The 20,628-nt window shown below is 70.9% G+C and carries 17 protein-coding genes; 10 read left to right on the top strand and 7 right to left on the bottom strand.

Annotated elements, in window-relative coordinates; all coding sequences use genetic code 11:
- Positions 1-2: 2 nt before the first annotated feature.
- The 3 genes from ACGFIB_RS24685 to ACGFIB_RS24675 are packed head-to-tail and all read right to left on the bottom strand — an operon-like array spanning position 3 to position 3,229.
- Entirely contained in the window at positions 3-1,346 is a 1,344-nt protein-coding gene (locus ACGFIB_RS24685) for an FAD-binding oxidoreductase (RefSeq protein ID WP_393375232.1), read from the bottom strand.
- A 58-nt stretch (positions 1,347-1,404) separates the two neighbouring features.
- Positions 1,405-2,400, bottom strand: a complete 996-nt coding sequence (locus ACGFIB_RS24680; RefSeq protein WP_393375229.1) for an alpha/beta fold hydrolase — start codon at positions 2,398-2,400, stop codon at positions 1,405-1,407.
- 31 nt (positions 2,401-2,431) lie between these two features.
- Complete coding sequence (locus tag ACGFIB_RS24675; protein WP_142574562.1) at positions 2,432-3,229, bottom strand: alpha/beta hydrolase; 798 nt, start codon at positions 3,227-3,229, stop codon at positions 2,432-2,434.
- Between the two features lie 221 nt (positions 3,230-3,450).
- Here ACGFIB_RS24675 and ACGFIB_RS24670 point away from each other — a divergent pair, with 221 nt between their 5' ends.
- The 7 genes from ACGFIB_RS24670 to ACGFIB_RS24640 all read left to right on the top strand — a co-directional run bounded on the left by ACGFIB_RS24670 (position 3,451) and on the right by ACGFIB_RS24640 (position 14,943).
- Entirely contained in the window at positions 3,451-6,234 is a 2,784-nt protein-coding gene (locus ACGFIB_RS24670) for an ATP-binding protein (protein WP_357248856.1), read from the top strand.
- A 161-nt stretch (positions 6,235-6,395) separates the two neighbouring features.
- Positions 6,396-8,666, top strand: a complete 2,271-nt coding sequence (locus tag ACGFIB_RS24665) for an ATP-binding protein (RefSeq protein WP_393375226.1) — start codon at positions 6,396-6,398, stop codon at positions 8,664-8,666.
- 128 nt (positions 8,667-8,794) lie between these two features.
- The gene (locus ACGFIB_RS24660) at positions 8,795-9,478 is read left to right on the top strand and encodes an alpha/beta fold hydrolase (protein ID WP_393375223.1); all 684 of its coding nucleotides are present in this window, start codon (positions 8,795-8,797) and stop codon (positions 9,476-9,478) included.
- On the top strand, positions 9,475-12,303 hold the full coding sequence (locus ACGFIB_RS24655; protein WP_393375221.1) for a LuxR C-terminal-related transcriptional regulator: 2,829 nt from the start codon (positions 9,475-9,477) through the stop codon (positions 12,301-12,303). The genes ACGFIB_RS24660 and ACGFIB_RS24655 overlap by 4 nt, the downstream gene beginning before the upstream one ends.
- 122 nt (positions 12,304-12,425) lie before the next feature.
- On the top strand, positions 12,426-13,232 hold the full coding sequence (locus tag ACGFIB_RS24650; protein ID WP_393375218.1) for an alpha/beta fold hydrolase: 807 nt from the start codon (positions 12,426-12,428) through the stop codon (positions 13,230-13,232).
- Positions 13,233-13,284: 52 nt separating this feature from the next.
- Positions 13,285-14,073 (top strand): oxidoreductase, encoded by a 789-nt coding sequence (locus tag ACGFIB_RS24645; protein WP_142574567.1) that lies wholly within the window; start codon positions 13,285-13,287, stop codon positions 14,071-14,073.
- 21 nt (positions 14,074-14,094) lie between these two features.
- A complete protein-coding gene (locus ACGFIB_RS24640; RefSeq protein ID WP_393375216.1) occupies positions 14,095-14,943 on the top strand; it encodes an alpha/beta fold hydrolase in 849 nt (282 codons plus the stop codon).
- 32 nt (positions 14,944-14,975) lie between these two features.
- Here ACGFIB_RS24640 and ACGFIB_RS24635 read toward each other — a convergent pair whose 3' ends face one another.
- From ACGFIB_RS24635 to ACGFIB_RS24625, 3 genes are all read right to left on the bottom strand, one after another.
- Positions 14,976-15,929 (bottom strand): D-2-hydroxyacid dehydrogenase family protein, encoded by a 954-nt coding sequence (locus ACGFIB_RS24635; protein WP_393375213.1) that lies wholly within the window; start codon positions 15,927-15,929, stop codon positions 14,976-14,978.
- A 111-nt stretch (positions 15,930-16,040) separates the two neighbouring features.
- Positions 16,041-17,018 carry an aldo/keto reductase gene (locus tag ACGFIB_RS24630; protein WP_142574569.1) on the bottom strand — a complete coding sequence of 326 codons (978 nt, stop codon included), beginning with the start codon at positions 17,016-17,018 and terminating at the stop codon, positions 16,041-16,043.
- Positions 17,019-17,090: 72 nt separating this feature from the next.
- On the bottom strand, positions 17,091-17,984 hold the full coding sequence (locus ACGFIB_RS24625) for an MBL fold metallo-hydrolase (RefSeq protein ID WP_393375210.1): 894 nt from the start codon (positions 17,982-17,984) through the stop codon (positions 17,091-17,093).
- Positions 17,985-18,094: 110 nt separating this feature from the next.
- Between ACGFIB_RS24625 and ACGFIB_RS24620 the strand changes: the two genes are divergently transcribed.
- A complete protein-coding gene (locus ACGFIB_RS24620; protein ID WP_357265818.1) occupies positions 18,095-18,520 on the top strand; it encodes a MarR family winged helix-turn-helix transcriptional regulator in 426 nt (141 codons plus the stop codon).
- 165 nt (positions 18,521-18,685) lie between these two features.
- Here ACGFIB_RS24620 and ACGFIB_RS24615 read toward each other — a convergent pair whose 3' ends face one another.
- Positions 18,686-18,889, bottom strand: a complete 204-nt coding sequence (locus ACGFIB_RS24615) for a cold-shock protein (protein WP_142574572.1) — start codon at positions 18,887-18,889, stop codon at positions 18,686-18,688.
- Between the two features lie 344 nt (positions 18,890-19,233).
- Between ACGFIB_RS24615 and ACGFIB_RS24610 the strand changes: the two genes are divergently transcribed.
- Together ACGFIB_RS24610 and ACGFIB_RS24605 are read left to right on the top strand one after the other, a co-directional pair.
- Entirely contained in the window at positions 19,234-20,010 is a 777-nt protein-coding gene (locus tag ACGFIB_RS24610) for a hypothetical protein (protein ID WP_142574573.1), read from the top strand.
- Between the two features lie 87 nt (positions 20,011-20,097).
- Positions 20,098-20,625, top strand: coding sequence for an EF-hand domain-containing protein (locus ACGFIB_RS24605; RefSeq protein ID WP_189105058.1), 528 nt, complete (start codon positions 20,098-20,100; stop codon positions 20,623-20,625).
- Positions 20,626-20,628: the final 3 nt, after the last annotated feature.

The raw sequence follows: 20,628 nt of genomic DNA, 5'->3' as shown, positions 1-20,628 counted from the left end.
TGTCAGCGGAGGGGCGGGATGTTGTGGTTGATCCGGAACAGGTTCGCTGGGTCGTACCGCCCCTTGATCTCGCGTAGCCGCGGATATGCCTCCTCCGACCAGGCCAGCGCCGCGGTCCGCGGATCCGCGTCGCCCCCGAACATGAAGTTCAGATACCGGCGGCCGGTCGACCACGGTGCCAGGGCGTCGATCAGCGTCTGCTCGTAGCCGTGCAGAGCCGTGGCGTCGGGCGGGCCGCCCGCCGCCACGAGGAAGACGTTGTAGAGCGTCGCGTCGCGGTTTCCGACCGCGTTCGGCACCGCCGGCGACCGGGCCAGCGCCCCGCCCATGTGACGGATCTCCGCCAGAACCAACGGCGAGGCCGCGTCCGGGCCGGCCAGCCGGAGGAACTCCTCCACCGCCTTGGCCGGCAACTCGCTCAGGAGGGCGCCATGCTCGAACAACGGCAGCGGGTCGATCGGGTCGTTGTGCACCGCCGCGACCGCCGAGTACGGCATCTCGCCGACCGCGTCGATGATCGGCTCGCCCAGTGCCCGGAACGGCGCGACCAGCCGTTCGCCTTCCGCCGGGTCTCCGAGGTACGTGATCCGCAGATGGGCCACCAGCCGGTCGCGCAGCGGTTCCGGCACGAACGGCAACGCGGGGAGGTGCAGCAACCCGACCGAGCCTGACATCTCCTCCGGCACGTCGGCCGTCCACTCCCGGAACAGGTGCAGCACCTTCCCCGACAACTCGCCGGGAAAGAAGATGCCGCCGCCGTAGAAGCCGCGGATCGGGAACAGGTCGAACTCGATCGCCACCACGACCCCGAAGTTGCCCTTCCCGCCGCGCAGCGCCCAGAACAGGTCGGGCTCGGATTCCGCGGTGACGCGTCGCAACCGGCCGTCCGCGGTCACCACTTCCACAGCGGTGACGTGGTCGGCGGCGTACCCGTGTTTGCGGCCGAACGGCCCGAGACCTCCGCCCAGGGTGTAGGAGACGACCGTCACCGTCGGCGACGAGCCGTTCAGACCCGCCAGACCCACCTTGGCTGCCTGCTCGATGAAGTCGCCCCACCGGACGCCCGCCTCGACCCGGGCCGTGCGAGCGCCCGCGTCGATCGCCAGCCCGCTCAGGCGCCGCGTCGTGATCAGGACCGAGCCCGTCGACGGCACGGAACTGCCGTGACCCGCGCCCAGCACCGCGACCGGCAGGTCATGAGCCGCGGCGAACTTCACCGCGGCCTGTACGTCGGCCGCGTTCTCGGCGCCGACCACGACGGACGGCGCATGCACCGTTGTCAGGTTGTAGGTGCGAAGCTCCTCCGCGTAGCCCTCGTCCTCCGGTAGGAGAACGGTGCCGGTCACGTTCGCTCGAAGGTCGCCAATGGACAGTCGCGTACTCACGGGGAAGTGGCCTTTCTGGTTACTTGAAGAAGGTGAGCAGGCGCTGGGTCATCTCGTCGGGATGCTCTTCGTAGATCCAGTGGCCGGAATCGGGGACGACGACGCCGGTGACGTTCTTCGCGTACCGCTTCACCTGGTCCGCTACGGCGGAGCCGAGGCTCGCGGAAGCGCCGATCGCGAGGACGGGCATGGTGAGCTTGTGCTTGCGGTAGACGGCGTTGTCCTTAATGTCCTGCGGCAGTGTGCGGAACCACGCGAAGCTCGCTTCGAGGTGCGCCTTGTCCCGCAGGTAGCCGGCGAAGACCGAAATCTCGTCCGGAGTGACGGCGCCCCGCTTGACCTCGAGGTTCTCGATGAATTTGCCGGTCCACGACGTCTCGCGGCCGGTGATGAGGTCTTCGGGCAGGCCGTTGGTGAGCGCGAAGAAGCCGAAGTGCCACAAGCCGGGACCGTCCGCGGTCAGTGACGGGTAGGAGTAGATGCCGGGGTCGGGGATCGGCGCCTCGCTGAGCACCAGTTTCCGCACGTCCGCCGGATGCGCGGCGGCATACGAGTACGCGACCATGGTGCCGATGTCGTGCCCGACGATGCGGAGATCCTTGTCGCGTCCGAGTCGCACCAGCAGCGCGTGCAGTTCCGCGGCCATCGTCTTCTTGTCGTAGCCGGCCGCCGGGGCGTCGCTGCGTCCGGCGCCGGGCAGGTCGGGGGCGATGACCGTGTAATGCTCGGCCAGCGCCGGCATGATGTGCCGCCACTCGTACCAGGTCTGCGGGTATCCGTGGATCAGGACCAGAGTCGGTCCGTGGCCGCCGATCACGTAGTTGATGGCGAGCGAGCCGGCCTGCACCTTGTGTTCGGAGAATCCAGCGGGCATCTCCTCTTTCACGGAGTGGGCGGTCGTCGGCGAGGCGGCGCTCACCGGACCGGTGACGACGACGGATGTCAGTCCGACCGCCGCGGCCATGGCGAGCAGTCCCAGACTGCGCAGTTTGAACAAGCTGAGGGAAGGTCTCATCGATGGCTCCAGGGGGAAGAGAGGAACGGTCCTACAGGGACTGCCGGCGCAGCCAGGTCAGCGCGGTGTCGGCGACCTCTCGCCAGCCCGCGTCGATGGTCAGCGAGTGACCCCGGTCGGGGAACGCGGTGATGTCGGTGACGGCGTCAGAGTGCCGGTACTGCTTGAGCGTCGCGCGGACGACCGTCTCCGGGACGGTGTGGTCCTTGCCGCCGGTCATCAGCAGCAGCGGGCCGCGTGCCTGGTTGGCGGTGTCGACCTTGGCCGGTGAGTGCGGGTTGAAGTTGGCGGCGGCCGCCTCGAACAGCGGCTTGCCGGGCGCGGGGATCGTCCATCGCTCATACAGCGCGTCCGACTCGGCCTCGGAGATGGCGTTGCCGAACGCGAACCGGAACTGCTCGGCGGTCAGCGAGACCGCACGGTGCTTGTTGGCGGGGTTCTTGAACACCGGCAGCGTGGCGCGCAGCGCGGACAGCGGGAGCGGCAGGACGCCCTTGATCTGCGCGGCGTCGATCGCGACGGCGGCGCGGGCCAGGTCCTGTCCGAGCAGCTTCTGCGCGATCATTCCGCCGAAGGAGTGGCCGACGAGGATCGGCGGGGTGTCCAGGGTGCGGATGATCCCGGCGAAGTGCTCGACGACGTCGTCGATGCCATGGTCGGCGATGCTTTCGGGGTTCTCGCGCGCCTCGGCCACGGTGTCGGGGTCGCCGGGCCAGCCGGGGGCGGACGGCGCGTAGCCCGCGTCGCCGAACATCTCGATCCAGGGGGTCCACGACGTGGCGTGCAGCCACAGGCCGTGAATGAAGATGACGGGGATCGGTGTCGTCATGGTGCCTCCACATGTGTTCTTGTCTTCGAAGCAGGAGAACACCGGCGCCGGAGGCTTCGTAACAGGGAAAGTCCACAGTCCCCCCGCGTCGCATGCCACAGGCGGTGTGATTTTCTGACTTCGTAGCGCATGAGACCTTCCGCTCGTTTTCCGGCGAGAATGTTCATGTCGGAGGTGACAAAGGCGCTCCGCCACGACTGGCACTGGGAGGGTTCGGGCACGTGGACCCTGATGTGGCGGACGAGTCGTTCGTCGGCCGTGCGCGTGAGTCCGACCGGCTTCGGTACTGTGCGGACAAGGTCAGGGCAGGTGACTCCTGGCTGGCCGTCATCGAGGGTGAGGCCGGGATCGGCAAGAGTGCCCTCGTACGCAGGTTCGCCGCGGCGCTGGACGACTTCACCGTCCTCCGGGCGATCGGGGACCCGTCGGAGGCCGACCTGCCGTACGGCGTGATCGGACAGCTGGCCCGGCATGTGGACCGAGCGGTGCTGAAACAGTTCCCCCTGCTGGCCGAGAGCCCGCCCGCGGGGACGAATCCGCACGTGGTCGGCGGTCAGTTGCTGCTCCTGCTGGGCGCGTTGCAGGAGTCCGGGAACCCCGTCGCCGTGATCGTGGACGACGTCCAGTGGGCGGACCGGTTGTCGGTCCAGATGCTGGGCTTCGTTCTGCGCCGTCTCTGGGCGGACCGGGTCCTGACGATTCTGGCCACCCGGCCGGAAGCCGAAGCGGCCGGCGAAATCCTGGAGAGGCTGCTGCGCTCGTCGGAGCGGACGGTGAAGGTCGACCTGGGCGGGCTCGGCCGCGACGAGATCGCGCAGCTGGCGCAGGCCCTGATCGAAGGCCGGTTGGCGCCGGGCCTGGCCGACCGGCTGCACGCCTACACCCGGGGACACCCGCTGTACGTCCGGACCGTGCTGGCGGAGATCCCCGCCGAGGTGCTGCGAGACGGCATGTTGGAGCGCTGGCCCGTCCCGCGATCGCTTCAGGTCGGGATCAGGGCGCAACTGGACCGTCTCCCACAGGAGTCCCGCGACCTCCTGGAGGCGATGGCGGTGCTGGACGCGCAGGTTCCGCTGTCGGCGGCCGGCCGGCTCGCCGGCCTCCCGGACCCGACGCGCGCACTCGGGCCTGCTCTGGCCGCCGGGCTCGCGCTGTGGTGGCCCAAGGAACCTCAGAGCCCCGTCGCCCTGGTGCACGCGCTCCAGCGCGACACGATCTACGACTCGCTCACCCCAGAACGGCGTCGCCTTCTGCACGCCGGCGCGGCTGCGCTCGTGGGCACGGCCGCCAGCTGGGCCCATCGGGTCGCGGCTGCCACGACCACCGACGCCCGGCTCTCCGACGAGCTCGACCGGTCCGGAATGGAAGAGGCGGCGAGCGGGCGCAACGCCGTGGCCGCCACCCGCCTCCTGTGGGCATCGTCTCTGTCGGCCGACCGCGCGGATCGCGAACGACGGCTCCTCACCGCCTGTGCCCAGTCGCTGCTCACCATGCAGCCCGGCTGGGCCGCGAACCTGCGGCAGCAGGTGGAGGACTGCTCGCCGGGGCCGCTGCGCAGCTGCGTCCTGGGGACCCTGGACATGATGGCGGGCCGGTTCGCCACCGCCGAGGCGCACCTCACCCAGGCATGGCAGGAGGCTCTGTCGCTCCCGAAGCCCGGCTGGGTGGCGGTACTGGCCGGCACCTTCCTGACCAACATCATGCTCTGGCGCGGGCGGGGCGCCGAGACGGTGGAGATCGCCCGCCGCACCCTGGCGACAGGCGATCTCGACCCCGCGACGACCGACTTCACCCGCGCGGCCCTGGCGACCGGCCGGCTCTGGCACGAAGGTCCGCGCGCGGCACTGCGGGACCTCGCGCATCTGCCGGTCCAGGGCACCACGGTGGGCAACCACAGTCTCGACACGCTGGCCACGCGCGGCGTCCTGCGTCTGTTCCTGGGCGAGCTCTCCGCGGCGCGCGCCGATCTTCAGATCGTGGCGCAACGCGACCAGCAGGGGGCGGGATCCAAGTTCGGCCCCCTGACGATCTCCCTTCTGTCCGTCGTCCACTACGTCGCCGGTGACTGGGACGAGAGCGAGTCCACCGCGGAGCGGGCCCTGGCCGTCGCGTCGTCCCAGGACCAGCTAGTGGGTGAGGCCCCGGCCGGTTTCGCGGCCGTCTGCGTCAAGGCCGGCCGGGGCGAGTGGGACATCGCGCAGCGGCACCTCGACGACCTGGCGCGGATCGCGCAGTCCCTCGACTCGGCAGGCGAGATCGTCTACTCGGCCCTGGCGGCCGCGACCGTGGCCCAGGCCAGGGGCGACCACACGGCCATGCTGCGCTCGCTCCGGCCGCTGCTCGACGGAACGGCCGAAGACGGCCGGTTCCGCCTGCGGTACAAGCCCTTCTGGCTGTGGCAGCAGTCGCTGCTCGTCGAGGCGCTGACCGGCACCGGACGGGTGGACGCCGCAGCGGTGGCACTGCGTGAACTGCGGGCGGCCTACGACGGCGACGGCTATCTCGGGGTCGTCATCGCCGGACTCGGCGGTCGGCTCGCCGAAGCCCAGGGCCGTCCGCACGACGCCCTCGCGATCTATGAGCGGGCCGTCGCCGCCGACGCGGACGGTGACACCGGGCCCCTTCACCGGGCCATCGTGGAACAGGCCTACGGAAGGCTTCTCCTGGCCACCGGTTCCACGTCGCGCCGGGAGGCGGCAGCGTGGCTCCACAAGGCTCACGGCCGTTTCAGCACGTTGCGCGCCGTGCCGTTCGCCCGGCGGTGCGAGGCCGATCTGTCCGCGAGCGGGCTCACGGCGTTCGAGAAGGATCCCGGCCGGCTGTCGGCGCTGACGGAACGCGAGCTGTCCGTGGCACACCTCATCGCGAGCGGACGGACGAACCAGGCGGCCGCGGCGGAGCTCTACGTCAGCCAGAAGACCGTCGAATACCACCTGTCCCGCATCTACGCCAAGCTCGGCATCTCCTCCCGCCGCCAGCTCGCCGAGGCCCTTCGCTCCGCGTGAGCCTCGCCCGGCCCGACCCTGGGATCGACGACTAGGGGGCGTCCCTAGTGTCCCGGCCGGGCACTGAGTGCTTCCCTCTTCTAGTGGTGCCCGCTCAGGCGCGGGTTGATCGACGCCTCCGTGAGGGCCTTCGGGGGTCATGGACCCACCGCTGAGAAGGAGTGGTCCCCATCGCCGATCCACTCAGCTTCGCGGAGGTGCTGCGCCGCCATCGGCACGCGGCGCGTCTCACGCTGGAACAGCTCGCCGAGGCCTCAGGGGTGAGCGCCCGAAGCCTGTCCAACATGGAGCGGGGACGCAGCAGAGGACCTCAGCACCGGACCGTCACCGCTCTCGCGGACGCGCTCGCTCTCGATGAGAGCGCCCGCAGGCAGCTCGTCGAACTGGCGCGGGACGGCCGCCTGCGGGATCACTGGACCCGCCCGACCGGTCTGTGCGCGCTGCCGCGATCCGTCGGCGACTTCACCGGCCGGGCTCCGGAGCTGGCCTGGACGAACGATCTGGTGCACGCCGACGCCTCGCCGGGGGTGGCCGGCGTCGGACTGATCACCGGCCCTGCCGGTCTGGGGAAGACCACGTTCGCCGTTCGCGCCGCCCATGCCCTGCGACCCGATTTTCCGGACGGGGTGTACTTCCTCGATCTGTTCGGCATGTCCCCGCACCCCGTCGCCGCCGGTGAGGCTCTGGCGCTGCTGCTTCGCGCGCTCGGCGTCGAGGACCGGGATATGCCCGGTGACGTCCCCGATCGCGCCTCCTTGTATCGGTCGCTGCTTGAGGGGAAGCGCGTTCTGGTCGTGCTCGACAACGCCGCCTCCGAGGAGCAGATCCGGCCACTGCTGCCGGGCGGCAGCCACGGCCGGGTCCTGATCACCAGCCGCCGGCTGCTGGCGGGCCTGGAGGGGGTACGCCGGCTCAGCCTGGGACCCCTGCCCCTGGCGGAGGCCACCGAACTGCTGACCGGAATTCTGGGCGACCGCTCCGCATCGGACGGCGAGCGGGCGCTGACGCAGCTCGCGCAGGTGTCCGGCGGCCTGCCTCTCGCGCTGCGGATCATCGGGAACCGGCTGGTCAGCCGTCCCGGCTGGAGCGCCGCCGAGCTCGTCGCCCGGCTGGCGAACGAGGAACGCCGGCTTGAGCAGCTCAGTGCCGGTGACCTCAAGATCGCCAATGCGTTCGGGATGTCGTACGAGCAGCTCGCGGGGTCCGCGCGGCAGCTCTTCCGCCGGCTCGCCCTGGTGCCGGGCCGGGACTTCGACGCCGCTCTGGCCGCGGTCGCCGGCGGGATTTCGGCCGAGGATGCCTGGGACGCCCTCGACGAGCTGGTCGACCTCGGCCTGCTGCAGGACGGCGCGTCGGGCCGGTATCGCTTCCACGACCTGGTCCGGCTGTTCGCCCGCGACAGGCTTCAGGCGGAGGACACCGCGGCCGAGCGCGACGCTCTGATCGAGACGGTGGCGTCGTGGCTGTTGCGGATGGCCACCACCACCGCGGGGCGGTGGTTCGAACCTGCCTACAGGTGCCCCGCCGGGCCCGACGCGGATCTCACCGAACTGTCCTCCCCGGAACAGGCCGACCGCTGGCTGCGGGTGAACGTGGACAACTGGCTGGGCGCGCTGCGCCACGCGGCGAGCAGTGGCCTGCACTCCGCCGTCCTCGACTGTGCCGAGTCGATGAACTGGTTCTCCGACCGGTGGATGCACGCGCCGCACTGGTACGAGGTGTTCACCCTCGGCGCCGAGGCCGCCGCTGTACTGGGGGATCCCGCCCGGCAGGCCAAACAGCTGAACATGCTGGCCTGGGTCCATCTGGTGCCGCGGGACGACCTGGAGACCACACTGCGCTACACCGCGCAGGCGATCGACCTGGCGACCCGCAGTGGCGCCACGGTGCAGATCGCCCTGGCCCACCACCACGCGGGAGGCGCCCTCCGGCGGCTCGGGCGGCTCGATGAGGCCATCGCGGCGGAAACCCAGGCGGCGGGGATCCACAAGGCCAACGGGGACATGGATCGGTACTGCCAGTGTCTCGGCGCCCTCGGCACCTGCCTTCGCGACGCCGGACGCCACACCGAGGCGCTGGAGCAGTACCTCGATCTGCTGGCCCTGCTGAACGACGACCGGTCGGGGGTGACGCCGAGCGTCGCGGTGTTCACCCGGCCGATCGCGCTTGCCCGCGTCGGCGAGTGTCTGGGACTGCTCGGCCGCCGGGCCGAAGCGATCATCACGCTCACCGAGGCGACCGGTCTCATGGAGCAGGTCCAGTTGCCTGTTCTGCAGGCCCGCTCCCTGGAGACACTGGCGGCCCTGCTGGCCGAGGAGGGCCGGACCGGGGAGAGCCGCCATGCCTACGCGCGGGCGGCCGAGGTGTACGAGGACGTCGGCGACACCGCGGAGGGCGACCGCTGCCGCGACCTCGCGGCCGCTTCTTGTTAGCCGCCGAGAGCCGGTTGAGCGCGAACTTCTTCGTGCTGTTGTGCGTGGTCCGGTTCCTTCCGCGCGACTTGGATTGGACGTACAGGACAGGCGTCGAGCCTGTCCGTTCATCCAGGTCAGGAGCGACCATGACGACAACCGAGAACGTCGTGCTCGTGCACGGCGCCTTCGTGGACGGATCCGGCTGGCACGGCGTCTACGACGACCTCGTGAGAGACGGTTTCCGCGTCCGGATCGTGCAGAACCCGACGGTGTCGCTCGACGACGACGTCGCCGCGACCCGCCGGGTCCTGGACGCGCTCGACGGTCCGGCCGTCCTGGTCGGCCACTCCTATGGCGGGGTCGTCATCAGTGAGATCGGCACGCACGCCAATGTGGCGGCGTTGGTGTATGTCGCCGCGTTCGCCCCTGACAAGGGCGAGTCGGCCGGCACGCTCATCGCCGACCCGCAACCCGGGGCGCCGGCGCCGCCGATCCTGCCCGCGCGCGAGGGATTCCTCTGTCTCGACCGTGACAGGTTCCACGCCGCGTTCGCCGCCGACATGTCCGCGCGGTCGGCCGCGTTCATGGCCGACGCGCAGGTCCCCTGGGGTGTGGGAGCCCGCGCCGGGGTGGTCACCGAGCCGGCCTGGCGGCACAGGCCCAGCTGGTATCTCGTCGCCACCGAGGACCGGATGATCCCGCCGCCGGCCCAGCGCGCCATGGCCGAACGCGCCGGATCGTTCGTCGTCGAGGCGATCGGCAGCCATGCCGTCCACGTCTCCCAGCCCGCCGCGGTCGCCCAGCTCATCCGCCAGTCCGCCGTCCGATGACGGCAGTCACGCGCGACGTGCTCGCGCTTCTCCCGGAGGACCTGTCCGGCCGCGCCGGCGACCGTGCCGCTGACCGTGCCGCCGACCGGCCGCTCATCGGCCGCGTCGAGGAACAGCGCGTCCTGGCCGGTCTTGTGGCCGGCGTCCAGGAAGGGCTGAGCGGCGTGCTGGTGCTGGTCGGCGAGCCCGGGACCGGCAAGACCCGACTCCTTGACCAGGCCGCGACGGGATGCCCGGACGTGCGCGTCGCCAGGATCGTCGGTGTGGAGTCCGAGGCACATCTCGGCTTCGCCGCGCTGCACCGCCTGCTGCGCCCGTGGTCGTCTCGTATCGAGAGCCTTCCCACCCCGCAGCGCGACGCGTTGCGCTCGGCGTTCGGCCAGGAGGCCGCGGTCGCGGCCGACCGGTACCTCGTCGGCATGGCGGCTCTCACGCTTCTCGCCGACGCCGCCTCGGTCCAGCCCCTGTTGTGCGTGGTGGAAGACGTGCAATGGCTGGACCGGGAGTCGGCCGAAGCCCTGGCGTTCGTCGCCCGCCGCCTCCATGCCGAAGCCGTGGGGCTCCTGTTCGCCATCCGCCCGCGCTCCGACGGTCTGGCCCTCTTCGACGGGCTGCCCGTCATGACGGTGTCCGGGCTGCCCGTACGCGATGCCCGCAGGCTGCTGTCGACGAGCGCTGCCGGACGTCTCGACGACGCCGTGGCCGCGAAGATCGTCACCGGCACCGGCGGCAACCCGCTGGCGTTGATCGAGCTCGCCCGCACGCTCACCGCCGAGCAGTTGTCGGGCCGCGCCCCCCTGCCCAGCCCCCTCCCGGTCGGCCGGCTCCTCGAAACGCACTTCCTGCAGCAGATCCAGGCCCTCCCCGCGGACACCCGGACGCTGCTCCTCGTCGTCGCCGCCGCGCCGCCCGGAGACCAGTCGCTGCTCTGGCGGGCCGCCGGTCACCTGGGGATCGCCGCGAGCGCGGCGGACACCGCGCTGTCCGCGGGCGTTCTCACCCACCATGGCTCGCTGGACTTCCGGCATCCGTTGATCCGCTCGGCCGTCTACCGGGGCGCCGACGCGGTGGAACGGCGCAGCGTCCACGCCGCCCTCGCCGCCGTGAGCGATCCGGATCGCGACCGGGACCGCCGTGCGTGGCATCGCGCGCACGCCACCATCGGCCTCGACGAAGAGGTCGCGGCGGAGCTCGAAAGAGCCTCGGAGCACGCACGTTCCCGCGGCGGCCACGCGGAGCAGGCCGCCTTCCTGTCCCGCGCGGCGGAGCTCACTCCCGACGTCCGCGACGAGGCCGCACGGCTCGTCGCGGCGGCACAGGCCTACGTCATGGTCGGGGACTCGGCCGCGGCGCGGAAGATGCTCGGACGTGCCGAGCTCGGCCTGGACCGTCCCGTGCTGCGCGCCCGTGCGCGGCAGATAAGGGCGACGGCCGAGCTGTACCTCGGCCAGGTCGCCGCCACCCCCGCGATTCTCCTGGAGGCCGCTGAGTCGATCGCCGACCAGGATCCCCGCCTGTCGCGAAAAATGATGTTCGAAGCGCTCCAGGTGGCCCTGATCACCTACGACCACTCCGTCGGAGTCACCCCGCAGGGCCTCGCTCGCGCGGTGCTGGCCTCACCCGCGATGGAGTCGACGGAATCGACCTTCTCCGACCTGCTGCTCAACGCCTATGCCACACGCATCGCCGTCGGCCACCGGCCCGCCGTGCCGTTGCTGCGCGGCGCGCTGGAGGCCCTGCACACGGACGGAAGCCTCGCCGAGGACGGTCTGCCGCTGGCGGTCGTCAGCATGTTCGCGTCCGAAGACGTGTGGGACGACGAGGGAGGATGGCGGGCGTGGAAGCGGCTCGAAGCTTTCGACCGCGAGAACGGAGCGCTGGGCGCGCTGCGGACCACACTCATGGTCGGGTCCATGTGGGAGCTGCGCGCGGGCCGGTTCTCGGCGGCGGGTGCGCTCCAGGACGAGCTCGCCGATCTGTCCAGCATGATCGGGCAACCGTCCTCCGGAGACATCCAGCGGATCGAGCTCCTGGCATGGAGCGGCAGACAGGCCGAGACACGGGCGCTGGCGGCCGCCGCGCGGGCCGGCTCGACCGCCGGTCTCGTCGACTTCGCCGGGAACAGCCTTGCGGTGCTGGAGCTGAGCCTGGGCCGCTACGCCGAAGCACTGGCCTGCGTCCTTCCGTCGTTTGAAGCCGACAGGCCGGGCACGGGCACCAGATCGTTGCACGAGATCGTCGAGGCGGGAGTACGGAGCGGCGACCACGTGGCCGCGAAGGCGGCCCTCACCCGTCTGGAGGAGCGCGCTCTGGCCGCCGGCACCGCCTGGGGTCTCGGCCTGCTCACCCGCTGCAGGGCGCTGATGGTCGACGACGAGCACGCCGAGCGGCTCTACCAGGAGTCGATCGAGCTGCTCGGCCACACGCGGATCACGACCGAAGTCGCGCGAAGCCACCTCCTGTTCGGCGAATGGCTCCTGCGGCACAAGCGCCGCAGCGACGCGCGCTTCGAGCTCCGAACGGCCTACGAGATGTTCACGGGAATGGGCGCCGCGGCGTTCGCCGAACGAGCCCGAGCCGAACTGTCGGCGACCGGCGAGCACCCCCGCAAGCGAACCGCCCCCGACGCCGATGCCCTGACCCCCCGCGAAAAGCAGATCGCGACCTTCGCCGCTTCCGGAGCCACCAACAGCGAAATCGCCGCCCGCCTGTTCCTCAGCACCTCGACCATCGAATACCACCTCAACAAGATCTTCCGGAAGCTCGACATCACCTCCCGCCGCAAGCTCGCCCCGCTCCTCGAAGGCGCGTCCAGACCCGCCTGAACCCCCCATGGACACACTGGGGTTTTTCCCTGATTCGGCGACCCGCCCCGGCGCGGTTCCATGAGGACGACCGGTCAACACGCCACCTGCTCGGCTTCCTCGACTGAGAGCGGTATTCAACGATGACGAACCGACCCCTCCGCCGGCGCGGTGCGATGATCGCGCTGGCCGCCCTCGCCCTGTTCACACTCGCCGCCCCGGCGTCGGCCGCCGGCCGCCCCGATCACCCCAAACCGACCATCGTTCTCGTGCACGGCGCCTGGGCCGACGCGTCGAGCTGGTCGGACGTGACCGGCCGGCTGCAACGGCTCGGGTACACCGTGCTCGCCGCGCCCAACCCGCTGCGCGGGCTCGGCGCCGACGCCGCCTACCTGTCGGCGTTCCTCGCCCAGCGGACCGGCGGCCCGGTCGTCCTGGTCGGCCACTCCTACGGCGGCGCGGTCGTGACCAACGCGGCCGGCACGGACCCCGACGTGAAGGCGCTCGTCTACGTCGACGCGTTCGCGCCCGACGAGGGCGAGACGGTCCTCGGGCTGCAGGGCGGCGGCGACCCCAGCGCGTTGTTCGACGGCGTGGCCTACCCCGGGGCGTCGGCCGGAGACGTCGACCTCTACATCAAGCCGGCGGTGTTCCCGCAGGCGTTCGCGGGGGATCTGCCGGCCGCCACGGCCGTCCGGCTGGCCGCCGAGCAACGCCCGATCGCGCTGAGCGCGCTGCAGGAGCCGTCCGGGCCGCCCGCCTGGAAGAAGCTGCCGAGTTGGTACCTGATAGGCACGAAGGACGGCATCCTGCCGCCGTCTCTGCAGGCCACCATGGCGAACCGGGCGCACAGCCAGGTCACCAAGGTCGCCGCGTCGCACCTGTCGATGCTGTCCCGGCCGCAGGCCGTGGTGGACGTCATCGTCGCCGCCGCCAAGTCCGTCCGCTGAACCCGCACGCGGCCCCCTGGGGGCGGGGCCGCGTCCCGCAGAAAGGCCCGTCGTGGAGCTGCATCTGACAGGCAAGACCGCCGTGGTCACCGGCGCGAGCAAGGGCATCGGGCTGGCGATCACCCGGGCGCTCGCCGCGGAGGGCGTCAGCGTCACCGCCGGAGCGCGGCACATCAGCGCCGAGCTGTCCGCGCTGGCGGCGGAGGGCCGCGTACGCCCGGTCGCGGTGGACCTCGCCACCCCGGACGGCCCGGCCGAACTGGTCGAGGCCGCCGGCGCGGCCTTCGGCGGCCTGGACATCCTGGTCAACAACGTCGGCGCGGTACGCCCGCGCACCGGCGGCTTCGCGTCCGTCACCGACGCGGACTGGCTCGCCACCCTGACCGTCAACTTCCTGTCCGCGGTGCGCGCCACCCGCGAGGCGCTGCCGCTCATGCTCGGCCGGGGCTCCGGCGCGATCGTGTCCGTCAGCTCGGTCAACGCGTCGCTGCCGGACCCGTTGGTGATCGACTACAGCGCCGCGAAGGCGGCCCTGGCCAGTTTCAGCAAGTCTCTGTCGAAGGAGCTGGGCCCGCACGGGATCCGGGTCAATACCGTCAGCCCCGGGCCGGTCTCCACCGACCTGTGGCTCGGCCCGGACGGCGTCGCCGCCACGCTCGCCCGCCGCGACGGCGGCGAGTCGCAGGCGGTCGCGAAGCAGGCCGCCGCGGACTCGGTCACCGGCCGGTTCACCCGCCCGGACGAGGTCGCCGACCTCGTCGTCCTGCTCGCCGGCGAGCGCGCCGGCAACGTCACCGGCGCGGACTTCGTCATCGACGGCGGCCTGATCGGTACCTTGTGACCTGGGCGGACGGCGGCGGGAGTGCCCATCGCCGGCGTCCGTCACACCCGCACCCCGCACGACTTCATGATGCTCAACCCCGCCCGCTCGACGGCGGCCGGCGCCGCCGTCACCCAGGCCATCGAAGTACGGAAAGGCGAACTTATGACCACCGCAGAACAGCCCGTCGTCGTCCTCGTCCACGGCGCCTTCGCCGAGTCGGCGAGCTGGAACCGCGTCATTCAGCGTCTGCACGACCGCGGGCTGACCGCCGTCGCGGCGGCCAACCCGCTGCGGAGCGTGGAGGGCGACGCCGCCTACGTGCGCGACGTCATCGCCGGCATCGGACGGCCGGTCGTCCTGGTCGGCCACTCCTATGGCGGCATGGTGATCACCCAGGCGGCGGCCGGCGACGACGCCGTGCAGGCCCTCGTGTACGTCGCCGCCTTCGCACCCGAGCCCGGAGAGAGCGCGCTGGCACTGTCCGGAAAGTTCGAGGGCAGCAGCCTGGGCGGTGCGCTGGTCGCCTACCCGGTCTCCTCCGGCGGCAACGAGTTCCGGATCGCCGAGGACACCTTCCACCACCAGTTCTGCGCCGACCTCGACGCCGACGAGGCCGCTCTGATGGCGGCGACCCAGCGCCCGGTCACCGAACAGGCGCTCACCGACGGGCTGTCAGTGAGCGAGCCGGGCTGGCGTACCAAGCCGTCCTGGTTCGTCCACGGCGACCGCGACCTCAGTATTCCGGCCACGGCGCTGAGGTTCATGGCCGAACGCGCCGGATCGCGCGGAACCCGTGAGATCGCGGGCGCCTCCCACGCCGTCGGGGCGTCCCAGCCCGACGCGGTGGCCGCAGCCGTCTTCGACGCCGTCGGCCACGTACAGGGCTGAACGAGCGTGTCGGCCCCGCGCAGCCGGGTGAGTCAGGTCAGCACCCGGATCGGGGCTCCGTCGAGGTAGGCGCCGATGTCTTCCACGGCCTCACGGAAGAACGTCGCGTAGTTCAGCTCGCTGACGTAGCCGAGGTGTGGCGTGGCCAGCACGTTCGGCAGCGTACGGAACTCGTGTCCCGTGGGCAGCGGCTCCTCCTCGAACACGTCGAGACCGGCTCCTGCGATGCGCCCCTCGCGCAGCGCGGACGCCAGGGCGGTCTGGTCGACGATCGCCGCCCGCGAGGTGTTGACCAGGTAGGCGGTGGGTTTCATCAGCGCCAGTTCCCGCGCGCCGACGAGTCCGCGCGTCCGGTCGCCGAGCACGAGATGGATGGAGAAGACGTCGGAGTCGGCGAGCAGGGCGTCCAGGCCGGGGGCCGGCCGCGCGCCGCACTCCTCGGCCCGCTCGCGCGTCAGGTTCTGGCTCCAGGCCAGCACGTCCATGCCGAACGCCCGCCCGATCTCCGCCACCTGCGACCCGATCCGGCCGAGGCCGAGCAGCCCGAGGGTGCGTCCGTGCAGGTCGGTGCCGAGGGTGTGCTGCCAGGGGCCGCCGGCGCGCAGCGCGGTCGCCTCGGGCAGCAGGTGGCGGGCCAGGCCGAGGATCAGGGCCCATGTCAGCTCGACCGTCGAGGTCGAGCCGCCGCCCGTGCCGCACACGGTGACGCCGTGCGCCCGCGCCGCCTCCAGGTCGATGGCGGCGTTGCGCATGCCGGTGGTGACGAGCAGCCGCAGGTGGGGCAGGCGGTCGAACACCTCGGCGGGGAACGGCGTGCGCTCCCGCATGGCGACCACGATCTCGCAGTCGTGGATGGCCGCCACGAGCTCGTCGCTGCTTGTGAAGTGCTCGTGGAAGCTGGTGGCCCGGACCCGGGACCAGTCGGCCAGCCCGAGTGCCACCCTCTGGTAGTCGTCCAGCACGGCGCAGCGGAAATCAGTTGGCATGACGAAATCCTCAGCTCGGGAAGGAACGGTGTCGGTCGGAGTTCATGGGGGGTGATGCCGTCCGCGCGCGAACGGCATGGGCGCGTTCGTGTGGTCACAACTTGGGCCCGGTCAACGCTCCAGCGTACGCATGCCGGCTTCGTCGTGGGTGTCGCCGATGGCCGGGGGAAGGTCGTCGAGCTTCTTGATCTGTTCGGCGGTCAGTTCCACGGCGTCGGCGGCGGAGTTCTCCTCGACGCGTGCCACGCGCTTGGTGCCGGGGATGGGGGCGATGTCGTCGCCCCGGGTCAGCAGCCAGGCCAGGGCGATCTGCGCCGAAGTGGCACCCGCGTCGGCCGCGATGGCCTGGACCTCGTCGGCGATGCGCAGGTTGTGCTGGAAGTTCTCGCCGGTGAAGCGTGGGTTGTTCTTGCGCAGGTCGGTGTCGTCGAAGTGGACGGTGGAACGGATCTGCCCGGTCAGGAAGCCGCGGCCCAGCGGCGAGTAGGGCACGAAGCCGATGTTCAGCTCGCGCAGCAGCGGCAGCACCCGTGCCTCCGGTTCCCGAGTCCACAGGGAATACTCCGACTGGACGGCAGCGATGGGGTGCACAGCGTGGGCACGGCGGATCGTCTCCGGCCCAGCCTCGGACAGGCCGATGTGGCGGACCTTGCCCTCGGTGACCAGTTCGGCCAGCGTCCCGACGGTGTCCTCGATGGGCGTGTTCGGGTCGACCCGGTGCTGGTAGTACAGGTCGATGTAGTCGGTGCCCAGCCGCTTGAGCGAGCCCTCGACGGCGGTGCGGATGTTGGCCGGGCTGCTGTCGAGATGTCCCGGCCCGCCGTGCGCATGGGAGATCATGCCGAACTTCGTCGCCACCACGGCCTGGTCGCGGCGGCCCTTGAGCGCCTTGCCGAGAAGTTCCTCGTTGACGTACGGGCCGTAGACCTCGGCGGTGTCGAGGAAGGTGACACCCAGCTCCAGGGCCCGGTGGATGGTGCGGATCGACTCGGCGTCGTCCGTGCCGGCTCCTGTGTAGGCGTAGGACATCGATACCAAGCCCAGACCGATACGGGAGACGTCCAGGTCCCCCAGCTTGATGTGCTTCATACCAGTTCTCTGTTTCTCTAGCGCGTGGTGGCGCGGCCCGTTCCAGGGAGCGCACCACTGGATGGCGGACGGTCAGGCGACGGGGACCCAGGTGAACCGGCCGTCGGGGCGGCGCTCGGCGCGTCCGAAGACCACGTCGGCGAAGTGATTGCCGTAGCCGATGGTGTCGGGGCGGCTCAGCTCCTCGACCAGGCGGCGGCGCTGCTCGGTGGCTTCGGCGGGGTCGTGATCGAGCACGCAGCCCCATTCGGGGTGGGTGACCTGGATCGGCGCGTGCATCGCGTCGCCGAACGCGATGAGCCGGCGGTCGCCGCCGGTGATGGTGTACGTGGTGTGGCCGAAGGTGTGTCCGGCAGAGTACGAGACCCGCACGCCTGGGAAGATCTCCTCGCCGTCCTCGGCCGTACGGACGCGGGGTGCGAAGGCGGCCAGACGTTCCTCGGTCGCCCCGCCCTCGGCGGCCAGGTCGCGCCGCTCCCACTCGGGTGCCGCGACGAAGTGGGTGGCGTGCGCGAACGGCGGCGCGTCGGTGCCAGGCTCGGCGCTCCAGGCCCAGCCCAGGTGGTCGAGGTGCAGGTGGGTGATGGCGACGGCCTCGATCTGGCGCGGCTCGCGGCCCAGCCGCCGCAGCCCGTCCGGCATCTCACCGCCGTAGATGCTTCCGATGACCGGGTTGGCCGGGTCGTCGGGGTGGGACTCGGGTCCGAACCCGGTGTCGATGAGCAGGGCCCGGTCGCCCCGCTCGACCAGCAGCCCGCCGATGGCCGCGGGCAGGAAGCCGTCGTGGTCGAGATGATCGCGGTTGGCCGCCCAGTCCGCGTCGGTGGCGCCGGTCAGCCAGCCGCGCGGTTTACACAGGCACAGCCCGTCCGGAACATAGGTGATCTTCAGTTCGCCCAGGCGGAGCGAACGAACCCGCGGTGCGCTGGTCAGCCGTGCGCGGTCGAAATCGGTTGTCATGGCCATGTGGTCCTACCTCGTGCGTGAAGAGGTGTCGCCGGGGTGGCGCTACGAGCCAGAAGTTACAACTCGAATAGCTCTAACTGCAACTATTCGAACTGTAGTAGACTCGTGCGGTGGCCACCGAGCGCGAGACCCAAGCCCCGACCGACCGCGAGCTGTGCGGGCTGGTCAAGGTCCTGGCCAATCAGATCGAAGCCAACATCCGGGGCCGGGCGGCCACTCTCGGTCTGACCGCCTCACAGGGCACCGCGCTGTGCGAGCTGACCCGCCCCATGACCCTCCGCGAACTCGCCGAACGGATGGGCTGCGAGCCCTCCAACGCCACCTTCGTCGCCGATCGCCTCGAAGAGCAGGGCTACCTCGAACGGCATCCGCACCCCGACGACCGTCGCGCCAAGCAGCTCGTCCTGACCCCCAAGGGCGCCGAGCTCCGCCGACGCCTCCTCGAGTTGCTCTCCGAAAACTCCCCCCTGGCCCCTCTGGCCCCCGAGGAGCAGGACGTCCTGCAGCAGCTCCTCACCCGCGCCCTCATCCGCTGACCCGCTCCGCCGGGCCGTGAAGGGGTGAGGCGTCAGTGAAGGTCTGCCGCCCCGAACGACCGGCGCAACCCGCATGACAAAGCCCCGGACTCCGTGAGGAGCCCGGGGCTGGATGTCGTCGGATGACGGGCCACTATGTGCCCGGCATCGGCGGTGAAGCGTCGCTTAGAGCGGACGGACCTGCTCGGCCTGCGGGCCCTTGGCGCCCTGGCCCGCGGTGTACTCGACCCGCTGGTTCTCCTCCAGCGAGCGGTAGCCGCCGGCGTCGATGGCCGAGAAGTGGACGAAGACGTCCGGAGTGCCGTCGTCGGGAGCGATGAAGCCGAAGCCCTTTTCGGCGTTGAACCACTTGACGGTTCCCTGAGCCATGTTGCTTTCTCCTTGATAAGACGATCTCGAGGACCACGGGTGCGATCCCCGGGCTGCTGCGACCGACCGCCTTGGGAAAGCCTCGGCTCCGTACGGTAACGCCCGCTGTCATAGCTCCGCAGGCGCTGTTACGCAAACTGGGACTTCGACACAACCTGTTTCTCCGAACACTACACGGCGCGACGTCGTTCCCGCGCCACTGTCTCGCAAAACCCCGCCCGCGCCCCCGAAGAGCCCTGCCCGCCGACCGCACGAGAAGCCGGCCGGCGACTCCTCCCCACGGGCGGTCCTGTGTAGTTGCGGAGTCGGATGAACCAAGGTGAGAGTGCTTACGTGGTGGAGGCATGAGACTACGAATGATCCTGCTCGTGGCGGTGACGGCGCTGACCGCGGCCTGTGGAGGAGTGGAATCGGACACATCGGCGGCCGCGGTCGCCGACGTGCCGGCGGAGCCGGTCGCCTTGTGGGGCGCGGAAGGCGGGTTCGTGACCGCGACCACGAACGTGCTGCGTCCGCCCAGGGTGGTGCTGTACGGCGACGGCCTGGTGATCGTCGATGCGAGCAAGCAGATGACGCTCACCGATGCCGAGGCCGGCGAGGTGGTCGCGCGGATGGAGAAATACCTGACCGGGCAGCCGCCGACCGCGGCGCCGAAGCCGGGCGCACCGTCGGTGACGGACCTGCCCGACACCGTCCTCGGCGTACGAGGCAAGGACGGGAAGTCGCTGGAGGTGCGGGTCCCGGCCCTGGAACAGCTTGCGGACTTCTACCCGAAGCAGCTGGTGGACGCCAAGAAGCTGATGGAGGGCCTGGCGACCCGGGCCGCCGCGGAGGGCGCCGACTATGTCGCCACCCGTGTCCGGATGGTCGCCGAAGGGGCCGAGTCGGCGGAGGGCAAGCCGTCGCCGTGGCCCGAGGGCGTTCCTGAGCCTTCCGGCGTGGTGGACCCGGTCTGGCAGGAGGACGTCGAGGGGGCGGCGGCGAGTGCGCTCACCAAGGCGGTTCCCGCCGGGCAGCAGTCCGACCGGCCGCTCTTCAGGACCGGCTCGGGGACGACCTATGTGCTCTCCTGGCGGTTCCTGCTGCCCCACGAGCAGTCACCGGCCTCCCCGGCGTCATGACTGTAACGGATTAGTCACCTACTGTATATGGTCACCCAAAGTGACTCATTGGCAACATGGAGTCTTCCCCGAAGAGCGGAGGCAGATGTGGCCAGTGAGTTCCAGCGGAAGAAGGTCGGCGGAGTTTTCCGGGCGATGGATGTGGACGGAGACGGCCGGCTGACCGAGGCCGACTTCCAGGCGCTCGCCCGCCGATGGACGGCCGTCGCCGGATCCGTCGACCCGGAGCGACTCGCAGCCGTCATGACCGGCTGGTGGCCGGTGCTCCAGACCGCCTCGGGCCCCGACGGCGACGACGCCGTCACCCTCGACGAGGTGCTCCTCGTCGTGGAAGGACTCGGCGACAGGGCGGACGCCGTCTCCGCCACCGCCGACGCGATGTTCGAGGCCGTCGACCTCGACGGGGACGGCTTCATCTCCCGCTCCGAGTACGGCGTGCTCGTCGAGACGTGGAACGGGACGCCGGCGGCGACCGACGAGATCTTCCCGCGCCTGGACCTGGACGGCGACGGCCACCTCACCCGCGACGAGTTCCGCACCCACTGGACGGAGTTCTGGGCGGGCGACAACCCGAGCGCTCCCGGGAGCTACGTGTTCGGCGCGCTGGTGGAATGACCC

Source organism: Microbispora bryophytorum (assembly GCF_043197435.1).
Taxonomy (GTDB): domain Bacteria; phylum Actinomycetota; class Actinomycetes; order Streptosporangiales; family Streptosporangiaceae; genus Microbispora; species Microbispora bryophytorum.
This window is presented reverse-complemented; position numbering and strand designations above follow the sequence as displayed.